We start from the raw sequence: 14564 nt of genomic DNA on the forward strand, positions 1-14564 counted from the left end.
TACTGCGCAAGGTGATGACGACGTCCGGCGGCGAGCGACCGGCCCGCTGAACCGGCTCGCCGAGGAGCTGAGCCGGACGGACCCTCGCCGGCGACGCCGACGATCGCGCTCGGCGCCGACCGGCCACCGGCGTCGGTGCCGCGGCAGGTCGACGTCTGCGCGACGTGCCGTGCCGCGGCCGAGAAGACGATCGCGGTGGCCGATCCCCTCGTGCTCGACACCGGCGGCGGCCGCATGCGGGCGTACTGGATGCTCGACGTGACGCCGTGGGCCCAGCTCGGCGACGGCGTCAGGAGCCGCGAGTTGATCGACGCCCGGAACGGCTCGCGGGTCTAGCGTGCCGCAGGTTGCGCGCCTGCTCACGGCCCCGAGCGGCCGCGGCTCAGATCCGCAGCGGCGCGTGGGCGAATTCCGCCATCCCTGCCGCGAACCCGACCTGTGACTCGAAGCCGAGGGCGTCGACGGCCCGGGCGGGGGAGGCGACGACGTGGCGGACGTCGCCGAGGCGGTAGTCGCCGGTGACGATGGGCGGGTGCGATGTGGCCGCGAACGCATCGCAGAGAGCGTCTGCCATTTCGAGGATCGTATGCGGCTCACCGCTGGCGACGTTCAGCACTCCCGTCCAGTCGGACCCGAGGGCGAGGACGTTGGCGCGGGCGACGTCGCGGACGTGGACGAAGTCGCGCAGCTGACCGCCGTCCTCGAAGACCCGGGGAGCGTCGCCGCGCGCGAGGGCGCTGCGGAAGATGCTCGCGACGCCGGCGTACGGGGTGTCGCGCGGCATCCGTGGTCCGTAGACGTTGTGGTAGCGCAGCGCGCAGACCGCGCTGCCGGTCTCCCGGCCGTAGGCGAAGGACAGGTGCTCGGCGTGCAGCTTCGTCGCCGCGTAGACGTTGCGTGGGTCCGTTGGTGCGTCCTCGTCGACGAGGTCCCAGGCCAACTGGGCGCCGCAGCGCGGGCAGGGCGGCTCGAACCGGCCGGTGTCGAGATCGGCGACGGAGCGCGGGCCCGGAGCGACGACGCCGTGCCAGGCGCAGCGGTAGCGGCCTTCGCCGTAGACGACCATGGACGACGCGACCACCAGACGGCCGACGAACCGCCGCCGCCACAGCGCCCGCAACAGCACGGCGGTGCCGAGCCCGTTGTCGGAGACGTAGTCGGCGACATCGCCGAGGTCGACACCCAGCCCGACCCTGGCTGCCTGGTGGCAGACGGCGTCGACGTCGCCGGCGGCCTGCGCGACGGCGTCGGGATCGCGCAGGTCTGCGACGCGCAGATCGACACCGTCCGGCAGGTCCGGCGGCTCGGCATGAGCGACCAGGGAGTCGAGGACGACGACCTCGGCGCCATCGTCGACCAGCTGCTCGACGACGGCGCCGCCGATGAACCCTGCGCCACCGGTCACCAGTACCTTCACGATGCCTCCTTCATCACCAGGGGGAGCGCAGCACGCCCTGCACCGCGACGGCGACGGCGACCTGTGCGGCCAGCCAGAACCGCACGTCGGCGGGTCGCCGCGCCGCCGTTGCACCGGCCAGCAGTACCAGCGGCATGAACGGCTGCCAGATCCGCTCGGTCTCCGCCGAGGAGAGCCCGGACAGGTCCGCGAGCAGGACGGCGGTCAGGCCGGATCCGACGACCAGCCAGGCGCGCCGGTCGCGTAGCCGGGTCAGTCCCGCCGCGGTCGCGGGGCCGACGGCCAGCGCGAGCACGGCCAGGTTGGCCAGCAGGAAGTACTCGTACGGACGGTCAGCGCCGACGCCGGCATAGTACTGAACGCGGGTGGCGGCCAGGCCGTCGAGCCACCAGAACCCCCAGAGCAGTGGAACCGCAACGACCGTGGCGCCCGCCACGGCCGCGACCGCCGGCGCGTCCAGCCGGCGCCGCCGCAGCGCGACCACCGCGATCGGCACGGCGAGCAGCGCCAGACCGTAGGCGAACAGCAGGGACAGCCCGAACACCGCGCCGCCGGCGGCGGCGAGCCCCCAGCGGGACGGGGCGGCGCGGCCGGTCGCGAGCACGACCAGGGCGACGCCGGTCAACGCCAGCCCGCCGAAGACGACGTCGGCGTTGGTGTGCCAGACCGCGGCTGGAGCCAGCACGACGAACGGCGCGGCGCGCCGGGCGAACCGCTCGGACACGACCTCGCGGGCGCTCGTCAACGATGCCGTCGCCGCCACGGCGACACCGGTCATCGCCAGCGCCGACTCCCAGCCGGCGCCGGACAGTCCGATGCGGGCTGACGCCCACAGCGTCAGCACGAGGCCGGGCGGGTGCGCCTGCAGGTGGACCGGGACTGCGTCCTGGTGCTCGACGTAGGTGCGCAGGAACGCCGCCGGCCCGCCACGGTCGTCGATCAGCCCGGCGTACCGGCCGTACGCCTGCCCGATGTCCGCGAACCCGCCGGCGCCGTCGACGGCGGCCAGCGCGAGACTCCAGGCGATCGCGGTCCCGGCCACCGTGCCCAGCACCCTCCGCCACGGCCATCGCGCTGCGGCGGCGGGCAGCAGGAGCACGGCGGCCGCGCCGACGGCCAGCGGCGGAGCGAGCCGCCACACCGCGACCGGGTCCCACTGCCCGTAGAGCGGGATCGCGCCGAGGTGCAGGTCCTCTGCCGGCAGGGTGAGCCCCCAGACCCTTGCGGTGATGAGCAGCACCACCCAGCCGGCCAGCGCCCAGGCGACCGCGTGCCGGCGCGGCGAGGCGCCGGCACGCGCCGGCCGGTCCTCCGCCGCGGTGACGGTCACGCCGGCAGCCGGACGGTGAACCGGCAGCCACGCGCGTGGTTGGCGACCTCGACGGAGCCGGCGTGCGCCTCGACGAGGCCGCGGGCGATCGCGAGGCCCAGCCCGCCGCCGCCTGCGTCGCGGCCGCGTGCGGCGTCGCCGCGGAAGGCGACGTCGAACACGCGGTCCAGGTCGGGTTCGGGTATGCCGCCGCACTCGTCGATGACCTGCAGGACCGCGCCGGCGTCGTCCCGGCCGGACCGGACGACCACCCGGCCGCCGGCCGGCGTGTGCCGGATCGCGTTGTCCAGCAGATTGTGCAGCGCCCGGGAGAACTCCCGGGCCGACACCTCGGTGACGGGCAGGTCGTCGAGCTCCTCGACCAGGTCCACCCCCTTGACCGAGGCATGCGAGGCCGCGCCCGCGAGCGACTCCGCGACCGCGTCGCCGATCGACACCAGCTCGGGCCCGAGCCGCACGGATCCGCTGTTGATCCGCGACAGCTCGAACAGGTCGTCGACCAGGACGGTGAGTCGCTCGGCGCCGCCGCGGATCTGCCGGTGGTAGCGCTGCACGGTGGCGGCGTCGTCGGCCACCTCGTCGTCGAGCGCCTCGGCCATCGCACGGATCGTCGCCAGCGGGCTGCGCAGGTCGTGGGAGACCCAGGCGATCAGCTCGCGCCGCGACGCCTCGAGCGCACGTTCGCGCCGACGGGACTCGTCGAGGCGGGCGGAGACCTCGGCGAGCTCGGCGGCGAGTGCCGCCAACTCCCCGGGGCCGGTGACCGCTGCCGGTCCGTCGCCGCCGTCGACGATCGTGCGGGCCAGGTGGCCGACCTGCCGGGTCCCGGCGCCGATGTCGTCGCCCAGCTGCAACGCCGCGCCGACCGCCATCGCCGTCGCGACCGCCACGACGATGAACAGCGCCACGAGGTCGTGGGTCGAGATGAACATCGCCAGTGCCGCGGCCACGACCCCGGCGACGGTCATGAGCAGCGACGACACTGCGACGACGAGCACCTGGGCGCGCACCGGCCGGCCGCGGAACCGGCGTAGCACCGTGGCGCCGGCGACGAAGGCTGCGCCGGACGCGAGCGTCGTCACCGCCACCAGGATCGCGGTGTCGCGGGTCGGGATGCCTGCGGACACGGCGATGACGGCGGCCACGACCAGGCCGGTCGCCAGGACCGCGACGGTGGTGAGCCGCCGGGTCATGGCTCGAACCGGTAGCCGAGACCGCGGACCGTGACCAGATGTCGTGGCGCGGACGGGTCGGTCTCGATCTTCTCCCGCAGCCGCCGCAGGTGCACCGTCACCGTCGACGTGTCGCCGAAGCGCCAGCCCCACACGGCCTCGAGCAGTTCCTCCCGGCGGTAGGCCCGGCCCGGATTGGTCATGAAGTGCACGAGCAGATCGAACTCCTTCGTCGTGAGTGCCACCAGGTGCCCAGCGAGCCGTACCTGGTGCGCGACCAGGTCGACCTCGCAGCCTGCACCGGTCAGCCGCCGCGCCGCCATCGACGGGGTGACGGCTCCGCCCGCGGCGCGACGCAGTACCGCCTTGACGCGCGCGGACAACTCCCGCGGCGAGAACGGCTTGGTGACGTAGTCGTCGGCGCCGATCTCGAGCCCGGCGATGCGGTCGTTCTCCTCGCCGAGTGCCGTCAGCATGACGACCGGGATCGGCGCCACCAGGCGCAGCCGGCGGCAGACCTCCAAGCCGTCGAGGCCGGGCAGCATGAGGTCGAGCACGATGAGGTCGGGCAGGGTGTCCAGCGCCTTCGCCAGTCCGGCGGGGCCGTCGGTGGCGTAGTCGACCACGAAGCCGTCGCGACGCAGGTATCGCCCGACCACCTCGGACAGCGCCGGGTCGTCGTCAACCACCAGGACACGCTGGGCCGGTCCGGGATCCATGCGGTCCACCATGCCACCGCCGCCGACCGCTTCGCCCCAGGTCGGGCGGGTACGGCGACAGAGTTTCGCGGTTTGTAAGAATCATGACAGCCGGTCGAACCTACGGTCGGCAGGGTGAATCAGACCCATGTGCTCGTGGTCGCGAAAGAACCGGTCCCCGGCCGGGTCAAGACCCGGCTCTGCCCGCCGCTGAGCCCGGCGCAGGCCGCGTCGGTCGCCGCGGCCGCTCTCGCCGACACGCTCGAGGCGGTCGCCCGCTGCGGCGCCGACCGGCGCATCCTCGCGCTCGCCGGACGGCCGGGGCCCTGGTTGCCGGCGGGCTTCGAGGTGGTTCCGCAGGTGCGCGGGCCGCTGGGGCTCCGGCTGGCGGCCGCCTGGAGCCATGCCGGCGGCCCGGGCGTGCAGATCGGCATGGACACGCCGCAGGTGACGCCGTCGATGCTCGACGCCGCGCTCGGCCTGGTGGCCGGCGGCGACTCGCGGACGGCGGTGCTCGGCCCGGCCGAGGACGGCGGCTGGTGGGCACTCGGCCTGCGCCGATGGCGGCGCGGCGTCTTCCACGGTGTGCCGATGAGCACGGCGCAGACGGCGGCCCGGCAGCGCGACCGGCTGCGGGCTCTGGGGCTGGCCGTGACGGACCTGCCGGTGCTGCGCGACGTCGACACGGCCGACGACGCGGTCGCGGTGGCCGCCGCCGTGCCGTCCTCGCGGACCGCCGACGTGGTGCGGTCGGTGCTGACCGGGACGCAGTCCGGATGAAGGCGCTGCGTGCGCTGGAGACGGCCCGGGACGACGCGCTGCGGCGTCCGGTGCACGACGCCCGCACGGCCGCGATCCTGGGCATCGCCCTCGGCGTCTGCTTCCTGATCTGCTTCCTGACCGGGTTCTACTCCCACCTGCAGCAGCACCCGGCCGGCTGGCTGCCGATCCCGCCGCGGCCGGCCTCGCTGTACAGAGTGACCCAGGGCCTGCACGTCGCCACGGGGTTCGCCACGGTGCCGCTGCTGGTGGCGAAGCTGTGGTCGGTGTATCCGCGGCTCTTCCGCTGGCCGCCGGTGAGCGGCGCCGCGCATGCGGCCGAGCGGATCATGGTGCTGCCACTGGTGTGTGGCGCGGTGTTCCTGCTGTTCTCCGGCGTGGCGAACGTGTCGCGTTGGTATCCGTGGGGGTTCTACTTCCCGGCCGCGCACTACTGGGTCGCGTGGATCACCGTCGGCGCCCTGGTCGCGCACATCGGCGCGAAGGCGTCGGCGGCCCGGGCGGCGCTGACGCGGCCCGGACATCCGGTGGCGGCGGCCGCGCCGGGCACTCTCGGCCGGCGCGGCTTCCTGGCCGCCGTGGGCGTCGCAGCAGGGGTCGTCACCGTCACCACAGCGGGGCAGACGCTGCCCGCGTTGCGGCCGTTGACGCTGTTCGCGCAGCGCCGGCCCGACATCGGCGCGCAGGGCGTGCCGGTGAACCGCAGCGCGATCCAGGCCGGCGTCGTCGAAACGGCGTCGGACCCGGCATTCCGGCTGCGGATCACCGGCGCGGTGGCGCGCCCCGTCGAGCTCACCGCGAGCGACCTCGACCGGCTGGCCCGCCGCGAGGCCGAACTGCCGATCGCCTGCGTCGAGGGCTGGAGTGTCTCGGCGTGCTGGCGCGGTGTCCCGGTCACCGAGCTGCTCGCCGCCGCCGGCGTCGCGCCGGACGACGACGTCGACGTGCGGGTGGAGTCTCTGCAGGCCGATGGCCGGTATCGGGCGTCGGAGCTGAACCACCTGCAGGCTCGCGATCCCGACACCATGCTCGCCGTCGCGGTGAACGGCGAGCGGCTGGACCTCGACCATGGCTATCCGTGCCGGCTCATCGGGCCGAACCGGGCCGGCGTGTTGCAGACGAAGTGGGTGCGTGAACTGGTGGTGACGCCCGCATGACTGTGTCGCAGCGCACGCCGTCGGGGCCGTTCTTCTGGACCTGTCTGATCGCCGGAGCCGGGATCGTCGGCTATGGACTGGCCGGGGCGTGGACCGACCGCGGCGACACCCGGCCGGCGGATCTCGTCCTGTGGCTGGCCGGCTCCGGCGTCCTGCACGACGCGCTCCTGGCGCCTGTGGTGGTGGCCGCGGCGCTGGCGACGCGGTGGTTGCCGGCGGCGGCGCGGCTGCCGGTACGGCTGGCACTGGCCTCGAGCGCACTGCTGACGCTGGTGTTCTGGCCGGTCGTGCGCGGCTGGGGCCGTTCGCCGTCGGTGCCCAGCGCGCTGCCGCTGAACTACGGCCGCAATCTCGCCGTCGTCCTGGCCGTCGTCTGGCTGGCCGCCGGTGTGGCCTTCGTCGTGCGAGCCCGGCGGGGGAGGACTCGATGACGGTGGTGATGAGATCGCGGGACGGGTGGACGCAGTCGCTCGCGGTGGCCGCGTGGACGGCTGCGGCGACGCCGGCGGAGCGGGCGCTGCTGGCGTCGCTGCGCGGGCCGGTGCTCGACCTGGGCTGCGGGCCGGGCCGGCTGGTCGTCGCCCTCGCGGAGCTGGGCGTGCCGGCCCTCGGCGTCGACGCCTCCGGCCATGCGATCGACCAGGCGCGGGCGCGGGGTGCGACGGCGCTGCGGCACTCCGTGTTCGACCCGCTGCCGGGGGAGGGCCGGTGGCGCAGCGTGCTGCTGTTCGACGGCAACGTGGGCATCGGCGGCGCTCCGGTGGACCTGCTGGGCCGGGTCGCGAGACTGCTGTCCGGCGACGGGCGTGCCGTGGTCGAGACCGCGCCACCCGGCACGGGCTCGTGGACCGGCGAAGCCCGGCTGGAACGTGACGACGAGACCAGCGGCTGGTTCCCGTGGGCGCGGGTGGCGGCCGACGATCTCGTTCGCGTCGCCGCCGCGGCCGGGCTGTGGTTGTCCGGCTGGCACATCGAGGGCGACCGCTGGTTCGCCCGGCTGGGCCGGGTGATCGCGTGATCGACGTCGTTCTCCCGGTGCTGGACGAGGCCGGGGCGATTCCGTGGGTGCTCGGCCGGATGCCCGCCGGCTACCGCCCGATCGTCGTCGACAACGGGTCCGCCGACGGGTCGGCAGCCGTGGCGGTGGCCTGCGGCGGCACGGTCGTCTTCGAGCCTCGGCGCGGGTTCGGCGCCGCGTGCTTCGCCGGCCTGACGGCGGCCTCGACGGACGTCGTGTGCTTCATGGACTGCGACGCCTCCCTCGACCCCCGGGACCTGCCGCTGGTGGCCGATCCGGTGGCCGCCGGCGAGGCCGATCTCGTGCTCGGCGCGCGCCGCGGCGGGGCGATGCCGCCGCACGCCCGCGTGGCCAATCGCTACCTGGCCCGGCGGGTGGTCGCCTACACCGGCGCGCGGGTGAGTGACATCGGGCCGATGCGTGCCGCGCGGCGTACGGACCTGCTCGGCCTGGGGCTGACCGACCGGCGCTCGGGCTGGCCGCTGGAGATGGTGCTGCGGGCCGGACGAGCGGGGTGGCGGATCACTGAACGGGCCGTGCCCTACCACCAGCGCGCGGGACGGAGCAAGGTCACCGGCACCGTCGGCGGCACCGTCCGCGCCACGCTCGACATGCGCCGGCAACTCGTCGAGACGCGTCGCCTGATCCGTGCGGAGGAGAAATGAAGGCAGCACAGACCAGCGCCATCGCCCTGCTGGCCGTCCTGGCCGGCGCCTGTGGTGGCGACGCCGGCGGCGCCGGCACGCGGGCCGCGCCGGAGGAGCCGACGTCCTCGGCGACGACGCGGACCGTCACCGCGACGACCACGCCGCCGGTCGCGGTGTCGCCCAGCCCCGCGACCCCGGTGCCCGACCAGTTGGACTTCGTCGCTCCGGCTGTCGGCGGTGGCACCTTCGACGGCGCGAGCCTGGCCGGCCAGCCCGCCGTCGTGTGGTTCTGGGCGCCGTGGTGCCCGGTGTGCCGGCGGGAGGCGCCGCTCATCGCCGAGCTCGCCGGCCGGTACGAGGGGAGGGTGTCGTTCGTCGGCGTCGCCGGGTTGTCCGGCGACCTCGCCGCGATCGAGGACTTCATCGACGACGGAGGTGTGGGCGCGATCCCGCACATCGACGACCGTGCCGGCGAGGTCTACAGCCGGTTCGGGGTGACGCAGCAGTACGACATCGGCCTGGTGTCCGCCGACGGCACCGTCGACATCGTCCGCGGGCCTCTCGAGGAGGACGAGATCGAGGCCGTGGTCGAGCGGCTCGCGGCGCGCTGACCATGGGCGACGTGCCAATGGAGTTCGCTGTGCTCCTCGGGTCGGTGGCGGCCCTGAACCCGTGCGGGTTCGCGCTGCTGCCTACCTACCTCACCCTGCTGGTCGCCCGGGGCGGGCCGCCCGGGCCGGTGGCCGCGCTGCGGCGTGCGGGTGTGACGACCGCGGCGATGACGGCCGGGTTCGTCGCCGTGTTCGGTGCGTTCGGGCTGCTCGTGGTCCCGGCGGCGCTGTCGCTGGAGCGGCTCCTGCCGTGGGCGACCCTCGTGATCGGGGCGGCGCTGATCGCACTCGGCGGCTGGTTGCTCGCGGGCCGGGAGCTGGCCGTGCGAGCGCCGCGGCTGAGCGGCGCGGCGCCGTCGTCGTCCGCGGTGTCGATGGTCTGGTACGGCGTCGCGTACGCGGTGGCCAGCCTCTCCTGCACAGTCGCGCCGTTCCTGGCGATGGCGACGTCCACGGTCACCTCCTCGGGCATCGCCGCCGGTCTGGCCGCCTTCGCCGCCTACGGGGTGGGCATGGGCCTGGTGGTCGGCGTGCTGGCCGCAGCGGTCGCGGTCGGGGGCGACGCGGTCGTCCGCCGCGCTCGCGGCCTGCTGCCGTACGTGTCTCGGGCGAGCGGTGCGCTGCTGGTCCTCGCCGGCGCGTACGTCGCCTATTACGGGGTCTACGAACTGCGGGTCCGTGCAGGCGGCGACCCCTCGGACCCCGTCGTCGACGCGGCGCTGCGGGTCCAGGGGGTCCTGAGCGGCCTGATCGCCGACGTCGGCCCTCGGTGGACGGCCGCGGCGGCAGCCGTCATCGCCGGAGCCGGGCTGGTGGCGGGCCTGGCACGGCGACGCCCCGCTCGGGTGCGGGGGCGGGTCTCGACCCGAGACACCGGGAGGTAGCTCTCGTACCGCCGGCAGCCGTGGTCGGCGGCCGGCGCGGTGCATGTGCGGGTCGGGATCACTCCGTGAGGCGGGACTCCAGGGCGGTGGCCTCTCGGGATCGGCCTCGGGCGTTCAGGCGTTCCACCAGGAGCCAGCCGGCCCGGCACCAGAGAGCGTGGCGGGTGGGGATGGCGGCGCAGAGCTGCTCGACCAGCTTCTCGTCGGTGGTGCCGTGTTCGGCGATCCGGCGACGCGCGGACGGTGACGATCGGCGGTTGTACACACTTCGTCACCGAGTCGACGCGTAACGTATACATTTCGCGGACGAAACATCTTCATCCCGCCAGTTCGGCTCGCAGCCTTCCGCCGCGTCTCGAGGCGGTCGAGATCATCTCATAAGCGCTGGAAATGCGCTGTTCCAGGCCGCTACTCGAGAGGTGCGCGGCCATGCGGCCGGCCTCGGGGGCAAGAAGATCTTCGACCGCCCTCTGTACAGCGCCAGTGGGGACGTATACATTTCTCGCCAATCGGCACTCGATGCCACACGGCGGAGCAGTGCCGCATCGTCGGGACGACCGGCTCCGCCGGCGTCGCGGCGACCACCAAGGGAGGCGAGACCGGATGACTCTCACCACGAACACGGCGCGGCGGCCCGAGGGGACGCCCCCGGCGTCGCGGTCGAGACGACGGCTCGGCGATTCCCAGGTACTCCTGCGGTGCTCCGGCATCGCGGGTGTGCTGGTGGCGCTGGAGCTGCTGATCCGGATCGACGTCATCCCGCGGGCGTGGTTCCCGCCGGTGAGCGAGATCTGGTGGCGGTTCCTGCAGGGGCTGGGGACGTCGAGCTTCTGGGGCGACCTGGGCAACACCCTGCTGGGATGGTCGGTCGGCCTGGGCCTGGCGACCGTCCTGGCCGTTCCCGCCGGCATGCTCATCGGCAGCCACCCGATACCGGCCAGCGCCTTCCGCGCGATCATCGAGTTCCTCCGGCCGATCCCGTCCGTGGCGCTGATCCCGCTGGCCGTCCTGCTGTGGGGCATCGACCTGCAGACCAAGCTGTTCCTGGTCACCTTCGCGTCGTTCTGGCCGATCCTCTTCCAGGCGCTCTACGGCGTGCAGTCGGTGGATCCCGAGCAGATGCAGGTCACCCGCGTCTATCGGCTCGGGCGCTGGGCGGCCTTCCGCCACGTGGTGATGCCGTCGACCGCGCCGTACATCGCGACGGGCCTGCGCATCTCGTCGTCCATCGCCCTCGCGCTGTCCATCACCGCGGAGATCGTCGTCGGAGCCCCCGGGATCGGGCGCTCGATCATGCTCGCGCAGGCCTCGTCGGCGACGACCGACATGTACGCGCTGATCCTCGCCACCGGCCTGCTCGGCTGGGGCCTGAACAGCCTGTTCCTGCGGATCGAGAAGGCGGCCCTGCACTGGCACCCGTCGTACCGACAGGAGAAGCGATGACCCGCCGCACGCTGCTCGCGATCGAGATCGTCTGTCCGGCGCTGGCGGTCCTCGCGATCGCGATCTTCACCAGCCGGGCCGACTCCTACTATTTCCCGCCGCTCAGCGGCGTCGTGCAGAGCTTCGCCGACATCTGGCTGTCCGAACGACTGGTGAGCGATCTGCTGCCGAGTATGCAGCGCATGGCCATCGCCTACGCCATCTGCGTCGTCGCCGGCGTCGGGGCGGGCATGGTCCTGGCCCGCACGCCGCGGCTCATGACGGCGTGCGAGCCGATCCTGGAGTTCCTGCGCGCGCTGCCCGGGCCGGCGCTCATCCCGTTCGGGATCCTGCTGTTCGGCATCGGCGACACGATGAAGATCTTCATCATCGTGCTCGGCGCGATCTGGCCGATCCTGATGAACACCGTCGACGGCGTCCGCGGCGTCGACCCGGCGCTGCTGCACATGGCTCGGGTGTACCGGCTGCCCCGGCGCGTGGTCTTCAGCAAGATCATCCTGCGATCGGCCTCGCCGCGGATCCTCGCCGGCATGCGGACGGCGCTGTCGCTGACGATCATCCTGATGGTCGTCAGCGAGATGGTCGGCAGCACCAACGGCGTGGGCTTCTCCGTCCTGCAGGCGCAGCGCACGTTCGCCGTCTCCGAGATGTGGTCCGGGATCCTTCTCCTCGGCCTCATCGGGTTCCTCGCCAACCTCGCCTTCCTCGCCTTCGAGAAGCGGGCCCTGTTCTGGATGCGACAGCGCTAGACCCCCGCCACGTTCGCTCCGCACTGACCACTCGGAAGGTCCATCCCATGCTTGAAGTCCGCTCCTTCGCCAAGCGCTACGAGAGCCGCGGCACGGTCACCGAGGCGGTCCGTGACGTCTCCTTCTCCGTCGAGCAGGGCGAGCTGCTCTGCGTGGTGGGACCGTCCGGCTGCGGCAAGTCCACGCTGCTGCGTTCCGTCGCCGGACTGGACCGGCCCACATCGGGAGAGATCCTGGTGAACGGCACGCCGGTCACCGAGCCGCCGGAGAACATGGGCGTCGTCTTCCAGGACTACAGCCGCTCACTGCTGCCGTGGATGACGGTCAGCCGCAACGTGCGGCTGCCGCTGGACTACAAGGTCGCCGACGCCGGCGAGCGGCAGGCGGCCACCCTGCGCGCACTCGAGGCGGTCGGGCTCGCCGGGTTCGCCGACCACTATCCGTGGCAGCTCTCCGGCGGCATGCAGCAGCGCGTCGCCATCGCCCGCGCCCTCGCGGTGAATCCGACCCTGCTGCTCATGGACGAGCCGTTCGCGTCGGTCGACGCGCAGACCCGGGCCGAGCTCGAGGACCTGTTGCTGCAGGTCTGGCAGGAGTTCGGCATGACGATCGTGCTCGTCACCCATGACATCGACGAGTCCGTGTACCTCGGCGACCGGGTCCTCGTGCTGTCCCGCCCGCCCTCGACCGTCGCGACGGTCGTGCCGGTGCGGCTGCCGCGACCGCGCAACCAGCTCGACACCAAGCACGACTCCCTCTTCGCCGACCTGCGTACCGAGGTGCTCTCGGCCATCGGCGCGCACGGCCAGAGCGCGCCCGCCGCCCACTGAGGCCTCCCGACTCCAGAAGGAATGTCACATGAAGCTGTCCACGACGAAGAAGTTAGCGGCCGCGGCCGCCGCGACCGCACTGCTCCTGACCTCGGCCTGCGGGTCCGGCGACGACGGCGGCGACGGCGGCCTGACGCAGGTCACCGTCGGCATCCTCCCGACGGTCGACCTGGCGCCGCTGCAGTACGCGATCGACGAAGGGCTCTTCGAGGAACACGGTCTCGAGGTCACGACCCGCGTGACCTCGGGCGGCGCCGAGGCGATCCCGGCTCTGATGGCCGGCGACGTCGACTTCATCTTCACCAGCTACATCCCGGTCCTGCTCGCCCGCCAGGCCGACCTCGACGTCGTCATCGCCTCCGGCTCGCACTCCAACACGCCCGGCGAGGCGTCGCCCTCGGGCGTGTGGGTGTCCGGCGACTCGCCGGCCCAGTCGCTGGCCGACCTCGAGGGTGCGACGATCGCCGTCAACTCGCTGGGGTCGGTGGCCGAACTCCTCGTGGTCGCCGCGATGGACTCCATCGGCGTCGGCCGGGACGACTTCGACCTGCTCGAGATCCCGTTCCCCGACGTGCCGGCCGCACTGGACCAGGGCCGGGTCGACGCCACCTGGGTGGCCGAGCCGTCGCGCTCGACCATCATCAAGAACCTGTCCGCGCGCTTCGTCGGCTCGCCCGACGACCCGGCCGTCCTGTCGGCCGCGGCGGAGCTGCAGGACGTGCCGATGGCCGGCTACGCGGCCCGCGGTTCGGAGGACGCCGGGCTGCTCGAGGCCTTCCACTCGGCCATGGACGAGGCGCTCGGCGTGCTTGCCGACGACCCCGGCATCGCCCGTGAACTGGCGCCCGAGTACACCGAGATCGACGCCGAGCTCCTGCCGGACCTCGCCGTCTCCACGTTCGGTCCGGTGGAGGCGGCCGACCTCGAGCGCCTGCAGGACCTCATGGTCACCTACGGCCTGCTCGACGAGCCGCTCGAGGACATCGACGAGATCGTCTATCAGCCGTAACCCCGCCCGGCCGCACCACGCAGCACCGTCCGTTCGACCCGAGGAGAGACCGCCCGTGCCCGACATCACCGGCTACCGCGCGAAGGTCGGCGTCATCGTGCCGTCGACGAACACCGTCGTCGAGCACGACACCGCCCTGCTGCGCCCGCACGGCGTCACGTTCCACACCGGCCGGATGCGCATCACCGATCCCCGGATGGACAGCAACGCCAACTTCGAGGCGCTCATCCTGCAGATCCGTGAGGCCATCTCTGCCGCGCTCGCGGACGTCATGACGGCCAAGCCCGACGTGATGATGATGGGGATGTCGGGCGAGACCTTCTGGGGCGGCGCCGAGGGTCACGACGCGTTCCACGCGCGGGTCACCGAGGCCACCGGCGGACTGCAGGTCACGACCGGGGCGGCCGCCTGCCGGGCGGCGCTGGAAGCGCTGGGTGTGCGCCGTATCGCGGTGTTCTCGCCCTACCAGCCGGTCGCGGACGAACAGGTGATCCGCTACTTCACCGAGGTCGGCTTCGAGATCGTCACGATGAAGGGGCTCAAGGCGCCCAACGCCACCGCTATCGCCGAGATCTCCCCGGCCCAGGTCATCGAGACCCTGCGGGAGATCGACTCGCCGGAGGCGCAGGCGATCGTCCAGGTCGGCACCAACCTCTCGATGGTGGGGATCGCCGACCAGGCGGAGCACTGGCTCGGCAAGCCGGTCGTCGCCATCAATGCCGCCACGATCTGGCACACGCTGCGCACCGCGGGGCTGCAGGACACGTTCGCCGACGCCGGCCGCCTGCTGCGCGAGTTCTGAGAACGGAAGGCAGAGAC

General features: G+C 73.1%; 17 protein-coding genes. 13 read left to right on the top strand and 4 right to left on the bottom strand.

Annotated elements, in window-relative coordinates; genetic code table 11:
- Positions 1 to 195 precede the first annotated feature (195 nt).
- Positions 196 to 336, top strand: coding sequence for a hypothetical protein (locus DZA62_RS25670; protein WP_157987912.1), 141 nt, complete (start codon positions 196 to 198; stop codon positions 334 to 336).
- A gap of 46 nt (positions 337 to 382) precedes the next feature.
- Here the strand turns inward: DZA62_RS25670 and DZA62_RS25675 are convergent, their stop codons facing one another.
- The 4 genes from DZA62_RS25675 to DZA62_RS25690 are packed head-to-tail and all read right to left on the bottom strand — an operon-like array spanning position 383 to position 4638.
- Positions 383 to 1417: an NAD-dependent epimerase/dehydratase family protein gene (locus DZA62_RS25675; RefSeq protein WP_116951799.1), complete on the bottom strand. Its 1035-nt coding sequence runs from the start codon at positions 1415 to 1417 to the stop codon at positions 383 to 385.
- Between the two features lie 13 nt (positions 1418 to 1430).
- Positions 1431 to 2747 (bottom strand): hypothetical protein, encoded by a 1317-nt coding sequence (locus DZA62_RS25680; protein WP_116951800.1) that lies wholly within the window; start codon positions 2745 to 2747, stop codon positions 1431 to 1433.
- Complete coding sequence (locus DZA62_RS25685; RefSeq protein ID WP_116951801.1) at positions 2744 to 3940, bottom strand: sensor histidine kinase; 1197 nt, start codon at positions 3938 to 3940, stop codon at positions 2744 to 2746. The genes DZA62_RS25680 and DZA62_RS25685 overlap by 4 nt, the downstream gene beginning before the upstream one ends.
- Positions 3937 to 4638: a response regulator transcription factor gene (locus DZA62_RS25690; RefSeq protein WP_116951916.1), complete on the bottom strand. Its 702-nt coding sequence runs from the start codon at positions 4636 to 4638 to the stop codon at positions 3937 to 3939. Before DZA62_RS25690 ends, DZA62_RS25685 begins: the two co-directional genes overlap by 4 nt.
- Before the next feature lie 114 nt (positions 4639 to 4752).
- Between DZA62_RS25690 and DZA62_RS25695 the strand changes: the two genes are divergently transcribed.
- The 12 genes from DZA62_RS25695 to DZA62_RS25755 all read left to right on the top strand — a co-directional run bounded on the left by DZA62_RS25695 (position 4753) and on the right by DZA62_RS25755 (position 14547).
- Positions 4753 to 5397 carry a TIGR04282 family arsenosugar biosynthesis glycosyltransferase gene (locus tag DZA62_RS25695; RefSeq protein WP_116951802.1) on the top strand — a complete coding sequence of 215 codons (645 nt, stop codon included), beginning with the start codon at positions 4753 to 4755 and terminating at the stop codon, positions 5395 to 5397.
- Entirely contained in the window at positions 5394 to 6554 is a 1161-nt protein-coding gene (locus DZA62_RS25700) for a molybdopterin-dependent oxidoreductase (protein WP_116951803.1), read from the top strand. The genes DZA62_RS25695 and DZA62_RS25700 overlap by 4 nt, the downstream gene beginning before the upstream one ends.
- Positions 6551 to 6985 (top strand): hypothetical protein, encoded by a 435-nt coding sequence (locus DZA62_RS25705; RefSeq protein WP_157987913.1) that lies wholly within the window; start codon positions 6551 to 6553, stop codon positions 6983 to 6985. Before DZA62_RS25700 ends, DZA62_RS25705 begins: the two co-directional genes overlap by 4 nt.
- A gap of 8 nt (positions 6986 to 6993) precedes the next feature.
- A complete protein-coding gene (locus DZA62_RS25710) occupies positions 6994 to 7572 on the top strand; it encodes a methyltransferase domain-containing protein (protein ID WP_232827603.1) in 579 nt (192 codons plus the stop codon).
- A complete protein-coding gene (locus DZA62_RS25715; protein ID WP_116951917.1) occupies positions 7572 to 8237 on the top strand; it encodes a glycosyltransferase family 2 protein in 666 nt (221 codons plus the stop codon). Before DZA62_RS25710 ends, DZA62_RS25715 begins: the two co-directional genes overlap by 1 nt.
- Positions 8234 to 8830, top strand: a complete 597-nt coding sequence (locus tag DZA62_RS25720) for a redoxin domain-containing protein (RefSeq protein WP_116951806.1) — start codon at positions 8234 to 8236, stop codon at positions 8828 to 8830. The genes DZA62_RS25715 and DZA62_RS25720 overlap by 4 nt, the downstream gene beginning before the upstream one ends.
- A gap of 17 nt (positions 8831 to 8847) precedes the next feature.
- The gene (locus DZA62_RS25725) at positions 8848 to 9714 is read left to right on the top strand and encodes a cytochrome c biogenesis CcdA family protein (RefSeq protein WP_408619652.1); all 867 of its coding nucleotides are present in this window, start codon (positions 8848 to 8850) and stop codon (positions 9712 to 9714) included.
- 603 nt (positions 9715 to 10317) lie between these two features.
- Positions 10318 to 11157, top strand: coding sequence for an ABC transporter permease (locus tag DZA62_RS25735; RefSeq protein ID WP_116951809.1), 840 nt, complete (start codon positions 10318 to 10320; stop codon positions 11155 to 11157).
- Positions 11154 to 11906 carry an ABC transporter permease gene (locus DZA62_RS25740; RefSeq protein WP_116951810.1) on the top strand — a complete coding sequence of 251 codons (753 nt, stop codon included), beginning with the start codon at positions 11154 to 11156 and terminating at the stop codon, positions 11904 to 11906. Before DZA62_RS25735 ends, DZA62_RS25740 begins: the two co-directional genes overlap by 4 nt.
- A gap of 47 nt (positions 11907 to 11953) precedes the next feature.
- Positions 11954 to 12736, top strand: coding sequence for an ABC transporter ATP-binding protein (locus DZA62_RS25745; protein ID WP_116951811.1), 783 nt, complete (start codon positions 11954 to 11956; stop codon positions 12734 to 12736).
- 28 nt (positions 12737 to 12764) lie between these two features.
- The gene (locus DZA62_RS25750) at positions 12765 to 13745 is read left to right on the top strand and encodes an ABC transporter substrate-binding protein (protein WP_116951812.1); all 981 of its coding nucleotides are present in this window, start codon (positions 12765 to 12767) and stop codon (positions 13743 to 13745) included.
- Between the two features lie 55 nt (positions 13746 to 13800).
- The gene (locus tag DZA62_RS25755) at positions 13801 to 14547 is read left to right on the top strand and encodes a maleate cis-trans isomerase family protein (RefSeq protein ID WP_116951813.1); all 747 of its coding nucleotides are present in this window, start codon (positions 13801 to 13803) and stop codon (positions 14545 to 14547) included.
- The last annotated feature ends 17 nt before the right edge of the window (positions 14548 to 14564 follow it).

Source organism: Jiangella endophytica (genome assembly GCF_003427025.1).
GTDB lineage: Bacteria > Actinomycetota > Actinomycetes > Jiangellales > Jiangellaceae > Jiangella > Jiangella endophytica.